This window comes from Sphingomonas sp. GW821-FHT02B09, from assembly GCF_059421875.1.
Window position 1 is genome coordinate 1,439,395 of record NZ_JBWKVV010000001.1, and the last position, 14,301, is coordinate 1,453,695.

General features: G+C 69.3%; 16 protein-coding genes. 7 read left to right on the top strand and 9 right to left on the bottom strand.

Annotated elements, in window-relative coordinates; translation table 11 throughout:
* Positions 1-138: 138 nt before the first annotated feature.
* Positions 139-627, bottom strand: a complete 489-nt coding sequence (locus AC07U4_RS06655; protein WP_038666721.1) for an SH3 domain-containing protein — start codon at positions 625-627, stop codon at positions 139-141.
* A 100-nt stretch (positions 628-727) separates the two neighbouring features.
* On the opposite strand from AC07U4_RS06655, the gene AC07U4_RS06660 reads away from it, so the two are divergent.
* On the top strand, positions 728-1,720 hold the full coding sequence (locus tag AC07U4_RS06660; RefSeq protein ID WP_495194842.1) for a 2-hydroxyacid dehydrogenase: 993 nt from the start codon (positions 728-730) through the stop codon (positions 1,718-1,720).
* A gap of 94 nt (positions 1,721-1,814) precedes the next feature.
* A complete protein-coding gene (locus tag AC07U4_RS06665) occupies positions 1,815-2,012 on the top strand; it encodes a YMGG-like glycine zipper-containing protein (RefSeq protein ID WP_038661201.1) in 198 nt (65 codons plus the stop codon).
* A gap of 25 nt (positions 2,013-2,037) precedes the next feature.
* Here the strand turns inward: AC07U4_RS06665 and AC07U4_RS06670 are convergent, their stop codons facing one another.
* From AC07U4_RS06670 to AC07U4_RS06680, 3 genes are read right to left on the bottom strand one after another with little or no spacing between them, the layout of a single operon-like run.
* Complete coding sequence (locus AC07U4_RS06670) at positions 2,038-2,190, bottom strand: hypothetical protein (RefSeq protein WP_495194843.1); 153 nt, start codon at positions 2,188-2,190, stop codon at positions 2,038-2,040.
* 9 nt (positions 2,191-2,199) lie between these two features.
* Complete coding sequence (locus tag AC07U4_RS06675; protein ID WP_495194844.1) at positions 2,200-2,502, bottom strand: nucleotidyltransferase domain-containing protein; 303 nt, start codon at positions 2,500-2,502, stop codon at positions 2,200-2,202.
* 16 nt (positions 2,503-2,518) lie between these two features.
* Positions 2,519-3,922 (bottom strand): NAD(P)H-dependent flavin oxidoreductase, encoded by a 1,404-nt coding sequence (locus AC07U4_RS06680; RefSeq protein WP_038661204.1) that lies wholly within the window; start codon positions 3,920-3,922, stop codon positions 2,519-2,521.
* 171 nt (positions 3,923-4,093) lie between these two features.
* Here AC07U4_RS06680 and AC07U4_RS06685 point away from each other — a divergent pair, with 171 nt between their 5' ends.
* Positions 4,094-4,552: a hypothetical protein gene (locus AC07U4_RS06685; RefSeq protein ID WP_137898754.1), complete on the top strand. Its 459-nt coding sequence runs from the start codon at positions 4,094-4,096 to the stop codon at positions 4,550-4,552.
* Positions 4,553-4,979: 427 nt separating this feature from the next.
* Here the strand turns inward: AC07U4_RS06685 and AC07U4_RS06690 are convergent, their stop codons facing one another.
* The 3 genes from AC07U4_RS06690 to AC07U4_RS06700 are packed head-to-tail and all read right to left on the bottom strand — an operon-like array spanning position 4,980 to position 8,204.
* A complete protein-coding gene (locus AC07U4_RS06690) occupies positions 4,980-6,113 on the bottom strand; it encodes a glycosyltransferase (RefSeq protein ID WP_495194845.1) in 1,134 nt (377 codons plus the stop codon).
* Between the two features lie 43 nt (positions 6,114-6,156).
* A complete protein-coding gene (locus tag AC07U4_RS06695; protein WP_495194846.1) occupies positions 6,157-7,350 on the bottom strand; it encodes a DUF418 domain-containing protein in 1,194 nt (397 codons plus the stop codon).
* Positions 7,347-8,204: an alpha/beta fold hydrolase gene (locus AC07U4_RS06700; protein ID WP_495194847.1), complete on the bottom strand. Its 858-nt coding sequence runs from the start codon at positions 8,202-8,204 to the stop codon at positions 7,347-7,349. Before AC07U4_RS06700 ends, AC07U4_RS06695 begins: the two co-directional genes overlap by 4 nt.
* 37 nt (positions 8,205-8,241) lie before the next feature.
* Between AC07U4_RS06700 and AC07U4_RS06705 the strand changes: the two genes are divergently transcribed.
* Positions 8,242-9,600, top strand: coding sequence for a protein adenylyltransferase SelO family protein (locus AC07U4_RS06705; protein ID WP_495194848.1), 1,359 nt, complete (start codon positions 8,242-8,244; stop codon positions 9,598-9,600).
* 84 nt (positions 9,601-9,684) lie between these two features.
* Complete coding sequence (gene astD, locus AC07U4_RS06710) at positions 9,685-11,097, top strand: succinylglutamate-semialdehyde dehydrogenase (protein ID WP_038661219.1); 1,413 nt, start codon at positions 9,685-9,687, stop codon at positions 11,095-11,097.
* Between the two features lie 325 nt (positions 11,098-11,422).
* Here the strand turns inward: astD and AC07U4_RS06715 are convergent, their stop codons facing one another.
* Both AC07U4_RS06715 and AC07U4_RS06720 read right to left on the bottom strand, forming a co-directional pair.
* Entirely contained in the window at positions 11,423-12,202 is a 780-nt protein-coding gene (locus AC07U4_RS06715; RefSeq protein WP_495194849.1) for an EAL domain-containing protein, read from the bottom strand.
* A gap of 105 nt (positions 12,203-12,307) precedes the next feature.
* Entirely contained in the window at positions 12,308-12,703 is a 396-nt protein-coding gene (locus AC07U4_RS06720; protein WP_495194850.1) for a hypothetical protein, read from the bottom strand.
* A gap of 346 nt (positions 12,704-13,049) precedes the next feature.
* Here AC07U4_RS06720 and cobA point away from each other — a divergent pair, with 346 nt between their 5' ends.
* Together cobA and AC07U4_RS06730 are read left to right on the top strand one after the other, a co-directional pair.
* Entirely contained in the window at positions 13,050-13,880 is an 831-nt protein-coding gene (gene cobA / locus AC07U4_RS06725) for a uroporphyrinogen-III C-methyltransferase (RefSeq protein ID WP_052075550.1), read from the top strand.
* Positions 13,877-14,173: a DUF2849 domain-containing protein gene (locus AC07U4_RS06730; protein ID WP_038661225.1), complete on the top strand. Its 297-nt coding sequence runs from the start codon at positions 13,877-13,879 to the stop codon at positions 14,171-14,173. The genes cobA and AC07U4_RS06730 overlap by 4 nt, the downstream gene beginning before the upstream one ends.
* Positions 14,174-14,301 lie beyond the last annotated feature (128 nt).

Genomic DNA, 14,301 nt, shown 5'->3' on the forward strand with positions numbered 1-14,301 from the left:
GCGTTACCGTTCTCCTGTGGCCCGGTGGACCCCGGAACGAGTCCGGGGTGACGGATCTGATGAGGACACCGATCGAACCTCATTACCGCAGCCATATGCGATAGCCCTCCCCTGCACGGGAGGGGAGCGCCTAGCACATCACGGCAGCCGCTCGGTCGGCTCGACACCCCACAGGCTTCCGACCTCGACGAAGCCCGCCTGCCCGCGCACGTCGAAGCGGCACCAGCCGCCGCCGCAGGCGCTCAGCCGCCCGACGACGCCCGGTGCGGCGCGCCACAGCAGCTTCGCGCCGCTCGACGCGCGTTCGTGCATCTCGACCGGCTGCGCGCCGCGGACGATCGCCGTCCGCCGTTCGCTCAGCAGCGCGGCGAGCATCCAGCCCTGCGTGCCGTCGGGATCCTCGACCTTGCGCCATTGCTTGAACGTCGCGACGACGCGCACCGGCAGATCGGCGCGCTGGTACAGCCAGCTCGCCGGATAGGTCTTGTCGGGGCCGGTGCGCATCCGCGCGCGCCCGGCGTTGATCGACGCATAATAAGGCAACGTCTTCTTCGCCTCGGCGGCCAGCGCGCCGCCGTCGACCGCCAGCATCGCCAGTCCCGCGACCGCTAAAGCCCAATGGCGCATCATAACATTCCTCAATCTGGATGCCCCTCTCTAGCGCGGACGCGGGCAGGAGCAACGATCCGTTGACGCGACCCACGCGCTCCGCCAAGCCGATGCCGCGATGCCAGAGCCCCGCAAGACCCCCAGGGTGATCGTCACCCGCGAGCTCGCCGACACGGTGATGGACCGGCTCGAGGCGCTGTTCGACACGACCAGCAATCGCGGCGACGCGGCGATGACGCGCGACCAGCTCGCCGCGGCGATGGCGGATTGCGACGTGCTCGTCCCCACCGTCACCGACGAGATCGACGCCGCGCTGATCGAAGGCGCGGGCGAGCGGCTGCGCCTGATCGCCAATTACGGTGCCGGCGTGAACCATATCGCGCTCAAGGCGGCGCGCGCGCGCGGCATCATCGTCACCAACACGCCCGGCGTATTGACCGAGGATACTGCTGACATGGCGATGGCGCTGATCGTCTCGGTGCCGCGCCGGCTCGCCGAGGGCGAGAAACTGGTGCGCTCAGGCGAATGGCACGGCTGGAGCCCCGGCGGCATGCTCGGCCACCGGATCGGCGGCAAGGCGCTCGGCATCGTCGGCATGGGCCGGATCGGCCAGGCGGTGGCGCGGCGCGCGCGTGCCTTCGGCCTGTCGATCCATTACCACAACCGCCGCCGCCTGCCCGCCGTCGTCGAAGCGGAGCTGGGCGCGACCTTCCATGCCGATCTCGACGACCTGCTCGGCCTCGCCGATATCGTCAGCATCCACACGCCGCTCAACGCCGACAGCCGCGACCTGATCGACCGCCGCCGCATCGGCCTGATGCGCACCCACGTCTATGTCATCAACACATCGCGCGGCGGCATCCTCGACGAAGGCGCGCTGGTCGACGCGCTTGAGGCGGGCCGGCTCGCCGGCGCCGGGCTCGACGTGTGGGAGCATGAGCCGCGCATCGATCCTAGGCTGCTCGCGCTGCCCAATGTGGTGATGACGCCGCATATGGGTTCGGCGACGCTCGAAGGTCGGCAGGCGTCGGGCGAGCGCGTCATCCAGAACATCCGCATGTGGGCGGACGGCCATCGCCCGCCCGATCAGGTGCTCGAAGGCTGGGCCTGATCGCCCCGCCGCCCGGTGACAAAATGTTGCCGGCCGGAACATCTTGCTGCGCAGCACCATTTATGCCGCTTCAGATCAGCAAGGGAAATCAACGATGAAGATCAAGCCGCTCGCCGTCTCCGCGCTCCTGCTCGGCTCCGCGATCAGCCTGTCGGCCTGTTCGACGCTCAAGGGTGCCGGCATCGGCGCCGCAGGTGGCGCGGGCGTCGCCGCGGCGACCGGCGGCAGCGTCGAAAAGGGTGCGGCGGTCGGCGGCGCCGGCGGCGCGGTCGTCGGCACCGTCGCCGACTAAACGAGGTTCGGGAGCGTCGAGCGCCTCAACCCGGCGCTCCCGTACACCGGGCAAGCAGTCGCGCCCGCGCGCGATCCTTGTCCCGCCCGAAGCGGCCGAGGATCGCGATCATCTCGTGCCGCGCCGGCACGAACAGCGTTTCGCCACCGACGGCGACCGCCACCCGCGTCGCCGGCACCAGCGCCGTTCAGCCCGCGCCTTCGGCGAGCATCAGCCCGCCCATGATCTCGACGTCGCGATCCGCTCGCTGCCAGCGTGCGAACACCCGCGACCGGAAGCGCGGATGCGCGTCGATCGCCACCAGCGCAACGCCCAATCGCGCCGCCAGCGCCCGGCCGTCGCGCTCGCCGGTCAACAGATCGATATCGGCCACCGCGGTCTCGCCGCCGAGCAGCACCACCGCCGCGCTGCCGACGATCCACCACGGCGCGACCGCGGCGCGCATCGCCTGCGCCACCGCGACCAATGCCGTCTCGACCGCCGCGTCCATCGCGCCGACGGTCCGCTCAGTCCCCGGTCAGGATGCGATCGACCAATTGCTTCACCGTCGGCACGAAGCCGTTCGAGTAAAACGGATCGCGCTTGAAATTATACGCCGCATGGCCGGCGAACATCAGATTCTGGTCGATGTCGCCGCCATGCGCGATATCCTGCAGCGTCTTCTGGATGCAGAAGCTGCGCGGATCGGCGAGCCGCCCGGTCGAATTGGTGTCGGTATCCGCCCAGCTCGAGAACGAGCATTGCGACAGGCAGCCCATGCAATCCGCCTGATCCTTGCGGATGATGCCCTTCTCGACCGGCGTCACGAAGACCAGCGTATTGTCCGGCGTCTTCAGCGCATCGGTATAGCCTTCGCCGAACCACTGGCGCGCGCGCAGCAGGTCGTTGCGCGTTACCCAGAAATTCTTGCCCTTCACGCCGACGTCAAGCTGGAAGACGTGATCGCCCGCCTCTTGCGTCGAAAAGGCGATCTGCCGCTCGGACCGCGCTTCCAGATTGCGCAGGAACGGATTGCGCACCGCCGACGAATAGAAGCCGGTCGGCGAAAAGCGGTGCAGCAGCACCTCGCCTTCCTCGATCTCGGTCAGCTTGGCCTTCCAGTCCTGCGGGATCGGGCTTTCCTGCGTCAGCAGCGGCCGCGTGCCATATTGGAAGGCGATCGTGCCGAGTTCCGGATTGTCGATCCAGTCGTTCCAGTCGCGCAGATACCAGACGCCGCCCGCCATCACGATCGGCGTGCTGTCGGGGATGCCGCCCTCGCGCATCACCGCGCGCAATTCGGCGACGCGCGGGAACGGATCCTGCGGCTTCAGCGGGTCCTCGGCATTCGACAGGCCGTTGTGGCCGCCGGCGAGCCAGGGGTCTTCGTAGACCACCGCCGCCAGCCATTCCGCCGCCTTCGAATAGGCGCGCTTCCACAAGGCGCGGAACGCCCGGCCCGACGACACGATCGGCAGATAGGACACGCCGTAGGAGGCGGTGATCTCGGACAGCTTGTAGGGCATGCCGGCGCCGCAGGTGACGCCCGCGACCATGCCGCGCGTCCGCTCCAGCACGCCGTGCAGGATGCGCTGGGCGCCGCCCATCTCCCACAGCACGTTGATGTTGACCGCACCCTTGCCGCCGGCGATCTCATAGGCGCGATGCACCTGCTGCACCGCGCCCTCGATGGCATATTCGACCAGCTCTTCATGCCGTTCGCGGCGGGTCAGCGCGCGATAGACCTGCGGGATGATCTTGCCCTCGGGATCGTAGCTGTCGGCATTGACCGCGGAAACCGTACCGATGCCACCGGCGGCGGCCCATGCTCCGGCAGAGGCATGGTTGGTCGCGGCAACGCCCTTGCCGCCCTCGACGAGCGGCCAGACCTCGCGGCCATTGTAGACAATCGGCTTCAGGCCCTTGAACACGGAAAAATGCACCTCATCCGGGGGTAAATACGACCGGCTATACAAGAAGGATGCCCGGAAGCGAAGAAATTGCGCGCCCGCCGCCGCCCCCCGTCGCGGCTTAGGCCGCGGTTAACCCCGTTGCGCCACACAGGCGCGATCGACGCGTCACGCGAGGGGAAGGCAATACCGATGGGGGTCCTCAATCACCTGATCGCGCCGCGGCGGGCGCCGGGCGCCTTGCTGCCGGTGCAGCCCCAGTCGCCGCTCGGCACGCTGCTGCTGCCGCAATTCGCGCAGCTCGGCTGCGTCGCTGGCGCATTGCCCGATCACGGTCCGACCGGCTCGGCCTGGTCGCGCGCCTATGTCCTTGGTGCGGCCTGCGCCTCGCTCCAGCAGCATGGCGCCGCTCCGGTCAGCGACCACGCCTGTTTCGCCGCCGCGCTCGACGCGTTCGCGCTGACCTATGGCGAAACCGACGCCCGCGCGATCCTCGCCGCGACCATCGCCGCCGCCGAGGCGCAGGAACCCGAGGTCGAGGACGGCCTGCTGCAAGGCGCCGCCGACCTTGCGCTGGCGACCTCCGGCGGCGCCGCCGCCGCGCTCCACTTCGCCACACGGCTCGGCGAGGAACTCGCCGAGGAGGCGTGAGCCCGACGGCAGGGCCCGCGCTCCCACGCCGGCGGACATCGTGCGAAAGCCGCTCCGCCCCACGCCCGGACCGTACCCGGCGGAGGCCGGGGTACGAGCTCAGTAGGTAAAAAGCGGATTTCTGCAGAAGGCTCGCCTTGAGCCGAAGTGCGACTTGATCCCGCAGCCCGCGCGCCCGGAGCTATCGCATATGGCTACGCCGATGAGGCTCGATCGGTTTCCCCAAGAGATTCGTCACCCCGGACTTGTTCCGGGGTCCACCCAGCCGCAAGGGAAGGGTATCCAATCCAGCCTTTCTCCCCGCCGCAGGGTGGACCCCGGAACAAGTCCGGGGTGACGGGGTGGGTCTGGAACACAGCGGACCCACACAAGACTTCATATGCGACAGCCCTGCCCCGGCGACGAAGTCGCGAAACGAACACCAGCCCTACCCCAGCACCCCCGGCCGTCCCAACGCCGCGCCGTACAGCGCCTTGTACCGCGCGATCATCGTGGCCTCGTCGAACGCGGCGCGCGCCTTCGCCCGGTTCGCCGCGCCCACCCGCGACCGCAGCGCCGCATCGGACACCAGCGTCTGCAACGCATCGCGCAGCAGCACCTCGTCGCCGCCGGTGACGAACGGCGCATTCTCCGCCGACACCATCCGCGGTACGTCGCCGACCGGGGTGCTCACCACCGGCAGGCCCGCCGCCATGCCCTCGACGACGCTGATCGGAAATTGCTCGCTCGCCGAGGACAGCGCGATGATATCGAAATGGCCGACGAAGCGATGCGGCTCGCCGAGGAACCCCGGCATCACCACGCGATCGGCGATGCCCATCGCGCGCGCGGTCGATTCGATCGCCGCACGCTCCGGCCCCTCGCCGACGATGACCAGCCGGAACCGGCCGGCGATGCCGCCGCAGGCGCGCACCAGCAGCGGCAGGTTCTTGACCTCGCGCAGGCCGGCGAGCGCGCCGATCACCACCTCCTTGCCGTTCGGCACGAAACCGGGGATCGCGCGCAGGTCGGGCTTCTGCGCGTAACGGGCGGTGTCGATGCCGTTGGCGATACGATGCACCCGCGCCGCCGGCTGCTTCCACGTCCTGAACGCGATGTCCTCGAGCACCTCGGACGGCACCACCAGTGCATGCGCCGCGCCGAGCGCGATCCGCCGATAGACGTTGCGCTCGATCTTCAGCCCCTTGGCCTCGTCGGCGTTGAAACCGTCCTCGTGATGGACCAGCGGAGGCGCGCCCTTGGGAAAGACGCGCCGCGCCATCACCCCGTCGATCGCCCCCCAATTGTAGGTCAGCACCAGATCGAAGCGCCGCATGAATCGGGCCAGCGCCTCGTAGCGCGCCACCGACGGCCGCCCGGTCAGCGCCGGCGGGTCCTGCGCGATCTCGTAGCGCACGGCCTTGGCGATCGAGGCGCGCGCGCCGAGCTGGTCGGGCACGCCGCTGACGATCGTGTGCCGCGCGGCATCGCCAAAGGCGTTCATCAGCCGCACCGCCCGCGCCTCCTTGCCGCCCAGGCTGAAGCTCGAATGGAGGTGCAGGATGTGAACGAGTTGCGGCATGCCGTGTCGTGTAGCGGCGCGGCGGGGTTCGCGGAAGAACGGTTTACCGCAGCGGCAGCCAGCGTCCCTCGACCACCGATCGCCACGCCCATTCGACCGGCGCGATGCGGAACCGCCGCACCCACAGCACCGCCGCCCATAGCAGCAGCGCGTCGACCGCAAGCGCCAGCGCCATCATCGCCGCCCAGCCCATCCGCCCGTACAGGCCAAGCCCGTAAGGCGAGAAGATCAGCCACGACACGATCAGCGTCTGCGCGACGTACAGCGTCAGCGCGGTCCGCCCCGCCGCCGCGAACGGCGCCAGCCACCGCCCGCCGCGTGCGCTGCCGACGAGCAGCGCGACCGCCGCGACATGCCCCAGCGTCATCGCGAGCCGCGCGATATCGTCCCACATCCACGCGACGCCGATCCGGCCGTCGAAGCGCGTCGCCTCCCACGCGCCATACACGCGCAGCGGCAATCCGATGCCATAGCCCCAGGCGAGCATCCGCCAATAGCGCCGCCGCGACCAGCCACCCTGCAACGCCCCCAGCCGGAACAGCCCCGCGCCGATCAGCATCGTCGCCGCCGCCTCCCAGACGTAGACGATCTCTTCGCCGCCGAGCCGCTCCAGTCCGACGCGGCGCTGCCCCGCGGTCCAGTCGGCAGGGCTGCCGTGGCCGAAGCGATCCTCGCGGGTCACCGCGGCGGCATTCTCCCGCGCCATCTGCACCCGCGCCGCCGCCGGCATTTCGGTCGTCAAGCCGCTCGCCAGCGTGAACGCCGCATAGGACAGGCCGAGGACGAACAGCGCCCGCGTCGACAGCGTCCGAAAGCCGCAGGCGATCAGCGCCGCCACCGCATAGGTGTGCAGGATGTCGCCCGGCCACAGCAGCAGGAACATGTGCGCGATGCCCAGCGCCCATAGCACCGCATTGCGCCAGCCGTAACGCAGCGCCACCGCCAGCGGATTGTCGCTCGCCGCCGCGATCCGTTCGGTGAGGATCAGCATCCCCGCGCCGAACAGCATCTCAAGCAGCGCGCGCGCCGTCCCCTCGACCAGCAATGTGTCGAGCCACCATGCCACCCGATCGGCGCCGCTCCAGCCGATATGGCGGATGTCGGACCAATTGGCGGTCATCGACGCGCCCATCTCGCTGACGTTCATCAGCAGAATGGCGAGGATCGCCACCCCGCGCAGGATATCGAGCAGGACGAGCCGCGGCGCCCCATCCGGCTCGTCGCCGGCGGGCGTCACGCTACCGCTTTCTCCAGCAAGGCGTCGATCGGCGCCTGCAACGCCGGCTCGCTCAGCGTCGGCGCATGGCCGACGCCGGGGAGCGTCACCAGTTCGCCCCGATCGAGCGCCGCCAGCATCCGCTCCGCCACCGGCTGCGACAGCACGTCGGAGCGACCGCCGCGGACGATCAGCACCGGCACCGCGCGCAACGCCGACAGTGCCGCCCACATGTCCGGCCCGCTCTCGTTGCCCGGCGTGCGGAACGGTTCGGCGATCTTGAGGTCGTAATCGAGCACGATCCGCCCGCTGCTGGTCAGCCGGTAGACGCGCTTGGCCATCGCCAGCCAATCCTCGATCTTCCAGTCGGGATAGACGTCGGCATTGCCGTCCTGCAACGCGCGCGCGGCGTGCATCCAGGTCGGGCAGCTGCTCCCCTTGCCGACATAGCCGCGGATGCGGGTGATCCCGCTCGCCTCGATCTCCGGCCCGACGTCGTTGAGCAGCGCCGCGGCGATCCCCGCCCCCGCCTGCGCGAGCAGCATCGTCACGATCCCGCCGAGCGAGGTGCCGACCGCGACGACGCGCGCGATACCGCGCTCGGCGAGCAGCGCCTGCACGTCCGCGACATAGGTCGCGGGGACATAGGTCATCGGATCCTTGGCATATTCGCTCTTGCCGCGGCCGCGGAAATCGACCGCGATCACCTGCCGCCGCCCCGACAGCCGTGCCGCCAGCGCGTCGTAATCGCGCGCGTTGCGGGTGAGGCCGGGCAGGCAGAGCACCGGCGGCAGGCGCTCGTCGCCCGGATAGAAACGATAATGCAGCTTCAGCCCGTCGGCCGACAGCCAATAGCAGTTTTCATAAGCGGCCATGGTTGCGTCCTGCGGTTGGCGACCTCCATATCCACACATGCCCCCATCCCCGCAAGCATACCGCCCCGCCACCGCGTTGCTCGATCTCGGACCGACGCTGGCCGATCCGGTCGCCGCCGCCGACTTCCCCGCAACTCGGCTGCGCTTCCGCAACGACCGCGCCGCCGGCGAAATCGGGCTCGACACGCTGGGCGACGACGAATGGACCGAGGCGTTCGGCCGGTTCGTGCCCTTGCCCGGTACGCTGCCGCAGCCGCTCGCGCTGCGCTATCACGGCCATCAGTTCCGCCAGTACAATCCCGAGATCGGCGACGGCCGCGGCTTCACCTTCGCGCAGGTGCGCGACGCGGACGGGCGGCTGATGGACCTCGGCACCAAGGGCTCGGGCACCACGCCGTACAGCCGCTTCGGCGACGGCCGGCTGACGCTGAAGGGCGGCGTGCGCGAGATCCTCGCCACCGAGATGCTCGAGGCGCTCAACGTCCCCACCAGCCGCACGCTGTCGCTGATCGAGACCGGCGAGCAACTGATGCGCGGCGACGAACCGTCGCCGACGCGCTCGGCGGTGCTGGTACGCCTGAGCCACGGCCATATCCGCATCGGCAGTTTCCAGCGGCTCGCCTATCATCGGGACGAGGCGGGCATGCGCGCGCTGGTCCGCTACGTCCTCGCCAATCTCTACGACGAAGATTCGGACGATCCGCTGCGCCTGCTCGACCTCGTCGTCGGCCGCACCGCGACGCTAGCGGCGCGCTACATGGCGGCGGGCTTCGTCCACGGCGTCCTGAACAGCGACAACATCAACGTCACCGGCGAGAGCTTCGACTACGGCCCGTGGCGCTTCGCCCCGAGCTGGGACCCGGCGTTCACCGCCGCCTATTTCGACCACGCCGGCCTCTACGCCTTCGGCCGCCAGCCCGAGGCGATCCATTGGGACGTGATGCAGCTCGCCGCCTCGCTGCGCCTGATCGCCGAGAGCGATCCGCTGATCGCCACGCTCGAGACGTTCGGCCCGCGCTACCAGCCCGAGATCGCCGCCGCGCTGCTTTGGCGGCTCGGCGTGCTGCCGCGCGGCGACGAGGCGGACCGGGCGCTGGTGCAGACGATGGAACGCGCGCTGCGCAGCGCCGCCGTGCCGCTCGACCGCTTCTTCTTCGACGTGTTCGGCGGCACGCTGCCCGACGGCTACGGCGACGACTGGCAGCCGTTCCGCGACGCGCTCGCCGCTTATGCCCCGCGCAAGGACCGCAGCCACGCCTATTGGCAGGGCGACCCCTGCAGCATGCTGATCGACGAGGTCGAGGCGATCTGGACGCCGATCGCCGAGGCCGACGACTGGAGCGCGCTAAATGCGAAGGTAGCCGCGATCCGACAGATGGGCGAGGCGCTGGCGTAGCAGCCTCCCCACACCACCCCCGCCCCCACCTTGCCGCCCCGCCGCCATTCGCCTAACCCCTTGAACAGCACAGACAGGGTACGCATGGCCGACGCGATCATCTCCTACGAACCCGCCACCGGTGCCGAGCTGTGGAGCGGCGCGATCGGCGACGCCGATGCCGAGGTCGGCGCCGCCCGCGCCGGCTGGGCGCGCTGGGCCGCGCAGCCGCTCACCGTCCGCATCGAGACGATGCGCCGCTTCGGCAACGTCGTCCGCCAGCGTCACGAAGCCTTCGCCGACCTGCTCGCGCGCGAAACCGGCAAGCCGCTGTGGGAGGCGCGCACCGAGATCGACAGCGTCATCGCCAAGGTCGACATCTCGGTCAGCGCCTATGCCGAACGCACCGCGCAGCGCCGGCTCGAATCGCCGATGGGCAGCCGCATGGCGCTGCGCCACAAGCCGCATGGCGTGCTCGCGGTGCTCGGGCCGTACAATTTCCCCGTGCACCTGCCCAACGGCCATATCGTCCCGGCGCTGCTCGCCGGCAATGCGGTGGTCTTCAAGCCGTCGGAAAAGACCCCGGCGAGCGGCGCCTTCCTCGTCGATTGCTATCGCGCCGCCGGCGTGCCCGAAGCCTGCGTCCGTCTGCTGATCGGCGGCCCGGCGGAGGGCAAGGCGCTCGCCGACCACGACGATATCGACGGCCTGCTGTTCACCGGCTCGGCGCGCACCGGCCTCGCGCTCAACCGCGCCTTCGCCGCCAAGCCCGAGAAGATCCTCGCGCTGGAGATGGGCGGCAACAATCCGATCATCGTCTGGGACACGCCCGATCTGCATTCGGCCGCGGTGCTGGTCATCCAGTCCGCCTTCACCACCGCCGGCCAGCGCTGCACCGCCGCGCGCCGCCTGATCGTCGAGGATCGTCTCTACGAGCCGCTGATCGACGCGATCTGCGCGATGGTCGGCCGGCTGATCGTCGGCAGCCCGCACGACGATCCGCAGCCGTTCATGGGGCCGGTGATCGACAATGACGTCGCCGACCAGTTGAGCGAGAGCTTCCTCGCCCTGCTGATGCGCGGCGGCCGCCCGATCCGCCATCTCGAGCGCACCGTGGCCGATCGCCCCTTCCTCACCCCGGCGCTGATCGACATGACCGCGGCCACCGAACACCCGGACATCGAGCTGTTCGGCCCGATCCTGCAAGTCTATCGCGCCGCCGATTTCGACGCGGCGATCGCGCTCGCCAACACCACCCGCTACGGCCTGTCGGCGGCGCTGGTCAGCCAGACCCCGGCGCTCTACGACCGCTTCTGGGCGGGCATTCGCGCCGGCATCGTCAACTGGAACCGCCCGACCAACGGCGCCTCGTCGTCGGCGCCGTTCGGCGGCATCGGCTGGAGCGGCAACCACCGCCCCAGCGCCTATTACGCCGCCGATTACTGCGCCTATCCGGTGGTCAGCAACGAAGCCGAAGCCGCCCGCGCCAACATCGGCATCGGCCTGCGCGACGCCTGACGCGGCACACAGGAGGAACGCGGCAACGCGGAGGCAAGCGAGGCGCGAGCCGCTGACCCCAAAAGCTTCGTCACCCCGGACTCGTTCCGGGGTCCACCGGGCCGCAGGGAAGCCGCCTCGCCTCCAGCCTTTCTCCTCGCCGCGGCGTGGACCCCGGAACGAGTCCGGGGTGACGGCGTGGGCGCGGACGTATCAACTCATGACATTTCGCGCGGAAACCGCAAAGCGCGCGCTCCTCGCCCGTGCCGCTGCGCGTAATCCCGATGGCGACGCATCGGTGATCAGCTATTTCTGATCCGCATCGCCTTCTACCGCGCCGCCGGCCTCACCCGACCGCGACGCGACGCGCCTCGGGCAAAGTCACCGCCGGCAAGCATCTGAACCCCGGCCGCGCGAGCAGATAGCCCTGGATGTAGCGGATGCCGAGCCCGGCCAGCGTCTTATATTCCTCGACCGTCTCGATCCCCTCGGCGATCACCGCGATGCGGAGCGACTCGGCGATGCGCACCACGCCCTCGACGATCATCCGTCGCGGCAGGCTCTGTTCGATGCCGCGGATCAAATCCATGTCGAGCTTGATATAGTCGGTCTGGAATTTGGCGAGCAGCCCGAGCCCGGCATGACCCGCGCCGAAATCGTCGATCGCGGTGCCGAAGCCCATCGCGGTATAGGATTCGACGATCGTCTTGACGTGCGCGGTGTCGGTCATCTCCTCGTTCTCGGTGAATTCGAAGATCAGCCGGTCGGTCGGAAAGCCGGTCGCATGCGCGGTCTTCAGCGTCAGCTGGATACAGGCGAGCGGCGAATAGACCGCATTGGGCAGGAAGTTGATCGACAATCGCGCATCGCCGTCGAGGATCCCCGCCGCCACCGCGCCCTCGATCGCCGCGACCCGGCATTGCTGGTCGAAGGCGTAGCGATTCTCCGGCGTCACCTGCGCCAGCACGCTCGCCGCCCCGGCGCCATCCGCGCCGCGCACCAGCGCTTCATAGGCGAAGGGCTGCCCGGTGGTGACGTCGACGATCGGCTGGAACGCCATCGCGATGGCGAAATCATGCTCCTCGCCGCGGCATCCCTGACATCCGGCTGGCTTGACCTGTATCATGCTGCCTTGCCTATCGACACGGGTGCTAAGGCTTCGTGAACATGGGGTTATCCTTCGCACTCATGCGTGGTCACGATGCCGTCCGCCACCCCGCCGCCGCCATCGCTATCGGGCGGGTTGACGGTAGAATTCCTTGCCGCGGCGGACCATCGTGATGGAAGGACCGTCCTCGTCGATACCGACGTCGACGCGATCCTGCGTATTGCCGTTGAAAAGGCGAAGCGTCGTCGCGCCGGTCGGCTCGGCGATGAACATGGCATGCTGTTTGTGCTTGTCGTCGAGCGTCAGCAGGACGTTGGAATAGCCGTGATCGGCCGTGACGTAACCGCTGCGCTCGACGCCCTCGGCATCGAACAGCAGCATCCCCGACATCGTATCCTGCGGTCGGCCACCGCGGGTCAGCGTCTTGCCGTCGATCGTCGCGTTGGGCAGCGGCGCAGCGAGCTTGACGCGCGTGACGCCGGCGTGGTCGACCACGTCGAGTTGGCGCACCCGCAGCACGTCGACTATTTTCGGCGCCGCTGCCGGCGCCGCACTGGCCCGGTTGCTCACAGCGCCCAGAAACGTCAACCCGCAACAGGCCACTGCGAGAACGACCGCGATGGATGCGATCCGCAACCGCCGCTCGAGGCGCGCAATACGTTCGACTAGATCGGCTTCGGCAGCAGACATCGTGATACTCCCTGTTGATCACCCGGAAGTATACCTGTCCGTTTTGGACTGGCAACGAGTTGCTCCTTTTCGCGGCCATCGTCACTCGCTCTCCGACCGTAGCCACAAGCTCCCCTAACCCCCGCCAAAGCAACGCTGGCTTGTCCGTCCGTCCGCCCCGGCCCATCTGGCGGATATGGCTACGCTTCTCGACCCCAACGCCCGCGGGCGCGTCATCCTGGTCGGTGCCGGTCCGGGCGATCCCGGCCTGCTCACCGTCCGCGCGGTCGAGGCGCTGCGCAGTGCCGATATCGTCGTCCACGACGGCCTGATCGATCCGCGCGTGCTCGACATCGCGCCGCCGCAGGCGCAGCGCATCTCCGTTGCGAAAAGCCGCGCGCGCCACACGCTGCCGCAGGAGGCGATCAACGCCCTCATCGTCGCGCACGTCAAGACCGGCGCGATCGTCGTCCGGCTCAAGGGCGGCGATCCCTTCATCTTCGGCCGCGGCGGCGAGGAGGTCGAGGCGGTGCGCGCCGCCGGCCTCAAGGTCGAGGTCATCCCCGGCGTCTCGGCGGCGCTCGGCTGCGCGGCGGAGGCGATGCTGCCGCTCACCCATCGCGACCACAGCAGCGCGGTCAGCTTCGTCGCCGGCCAGTGCAAGGGGCTCAGCGATCAGGATTGGTCGGGCCTCGCCGGTCAGGGTCGCACGCTGGTGATCTACATGGGCGTCGCCACCGCCAGCGACATCGCCGACAAATTGATGGCCGACGGCGTCGCCCCCGACATGCCCGTCGCGGTGCTCGAACGCGGCACGCTGGCGGGCAGCCGCGCGATCCGCACCCTCCTCGCCGATCTCGGCGCGATGGTGACGCGCGAGGCGGTGCAGAGCCCGGCGATCATCGTCGTCGGCGAGGTCGTCGAACTCTCGGACGCCGAGGACAAGCTTGCCCGCTGGGCGCGGATCGCCGAGGGAACCCACGAAAGTAATACTTTCGTGGGGCCCGCCGAGGAGACCGCAGCATGAGACTGTTGACGGGCAACGACCTTCCGACCGGCGACGTCGTGTGGTGGACCGGCACCGGCTGGTCGCGCCATGTCGAGGATGCGGTCGACGTCGGCACCGAGGGCGAGGGCATCCTGCGCACCGAGGAAGGCGCACGCCGCGTCAACGTGCCCTATCTGATCGACGCGATCCCGACGCCCGACGGCCCGCGACCGGCGCATATCAAGGACCGCATCCGTGCGCTGGGTCCGACCGTGCGACCCGACCTGACGCTCAAGCCGGCCGACCCGTCCGCGGGAAGCTGGGTGATATGATGCGCGCGAAGACGCGACGCCGCGAACGGAAGAAGGTTTTGGTTCGCGCAGAGGCGCAGAGGCGCGGAGGAGTTGCGCCTGCCGTAACCGGCTCGCGCGCTTATCGGCGGCGGCCGGCAGGGCCGTGG

Excerpts from the sequence above, each read along its gene's own strand:
- AC07U4_RS06690 (WP_495194845.1), bottom strand. The coding sequence starts at position 6,113 with ATGCCGCAACTCGTTCACATCCTGCACCTCCATTCGAGCTTCAGCCTG.
- AC07U4_RS06730 (WP_038661225.1), top strand. The coding sequence starts at position 13,877 with ATGAGACTGTTGACGGGCAACGACCTTCCGACCGGCGACGTCGTGTGG.
- AC07U4_RS06655 (WP_038666721.1), bottom strand. The coding sequence starts at position 627 with ATGCGCCATTGGGCTTTAGCGGTCGCGGGACTGGCGATGCTGGCGGTC.
- AC07U4_RS06700 (WP_495194847.1), bottom strand. The coding sequence starts at position 8,204 with ATGGCCGCTTATGAAAACTGCTATTGGCTGTCGGCCGACGGGCTGAAG.
- AC07U4_RS06705 (WP_495194848.1), top strand. The coding sequence starts at position 8,242 with ATGCCCCCATCCCCGCAAGCATACCGCCCCGCCACCGCGTTGCTCGAT.
- cobA (WP_052075550.1), top strand. The coding sequence starts at position 13,050 with ATGGCTACGCTTCTCGACCCCAACGCCCGCGGGCGCGTCATCCTGGTC.
- astD (WP_038661219.1), top strand. The coding sequence starts at position 9,685 with ATGGCCGACGCGATCATCTCCTACGAACCCGCCACCGGTGCCGAGCTG.
- AC07U4_RS06675 (WP_495194844.1), bottom strand. The coding sequence starts at position 2,502 with ATGGACGCGGCGGTCGAGACGGCATTGGTCGCGGTGGCGCAGGCGATG.
- AC07U4_RS06715 (WP_495194849.1), bottom strand. The coding sequence starts at position 12,202 with ATGATACAGGTCAAGCCAGCCGGATGTCAGGGATGCCGCGGCGAGGAG.
- AC07U4_RS06665 (WP_038661201.1), top strand. The coding sequence starts at position 1,815 with ATGAAGATCAAGCCGCTCGCCGTCTCCGCGCTCCTGCTCGGCTCCGCG.
- AC07U4_RS06685 (WP_137898754.1), top strand. The coding sequence starts at position 4,094 with ATGGGGGTCCTCAATCACCTGATCGCGCCGCGGCGGGCGCCGGGCGCC.
- AC07U4_RS06660 (WP_495194842.1), top strand. The coding sequence starts at position 728 with ATGCCAGAGCCCCGCAAGACCCCCAGGGTGATCGTCACCCGCGAGCTC.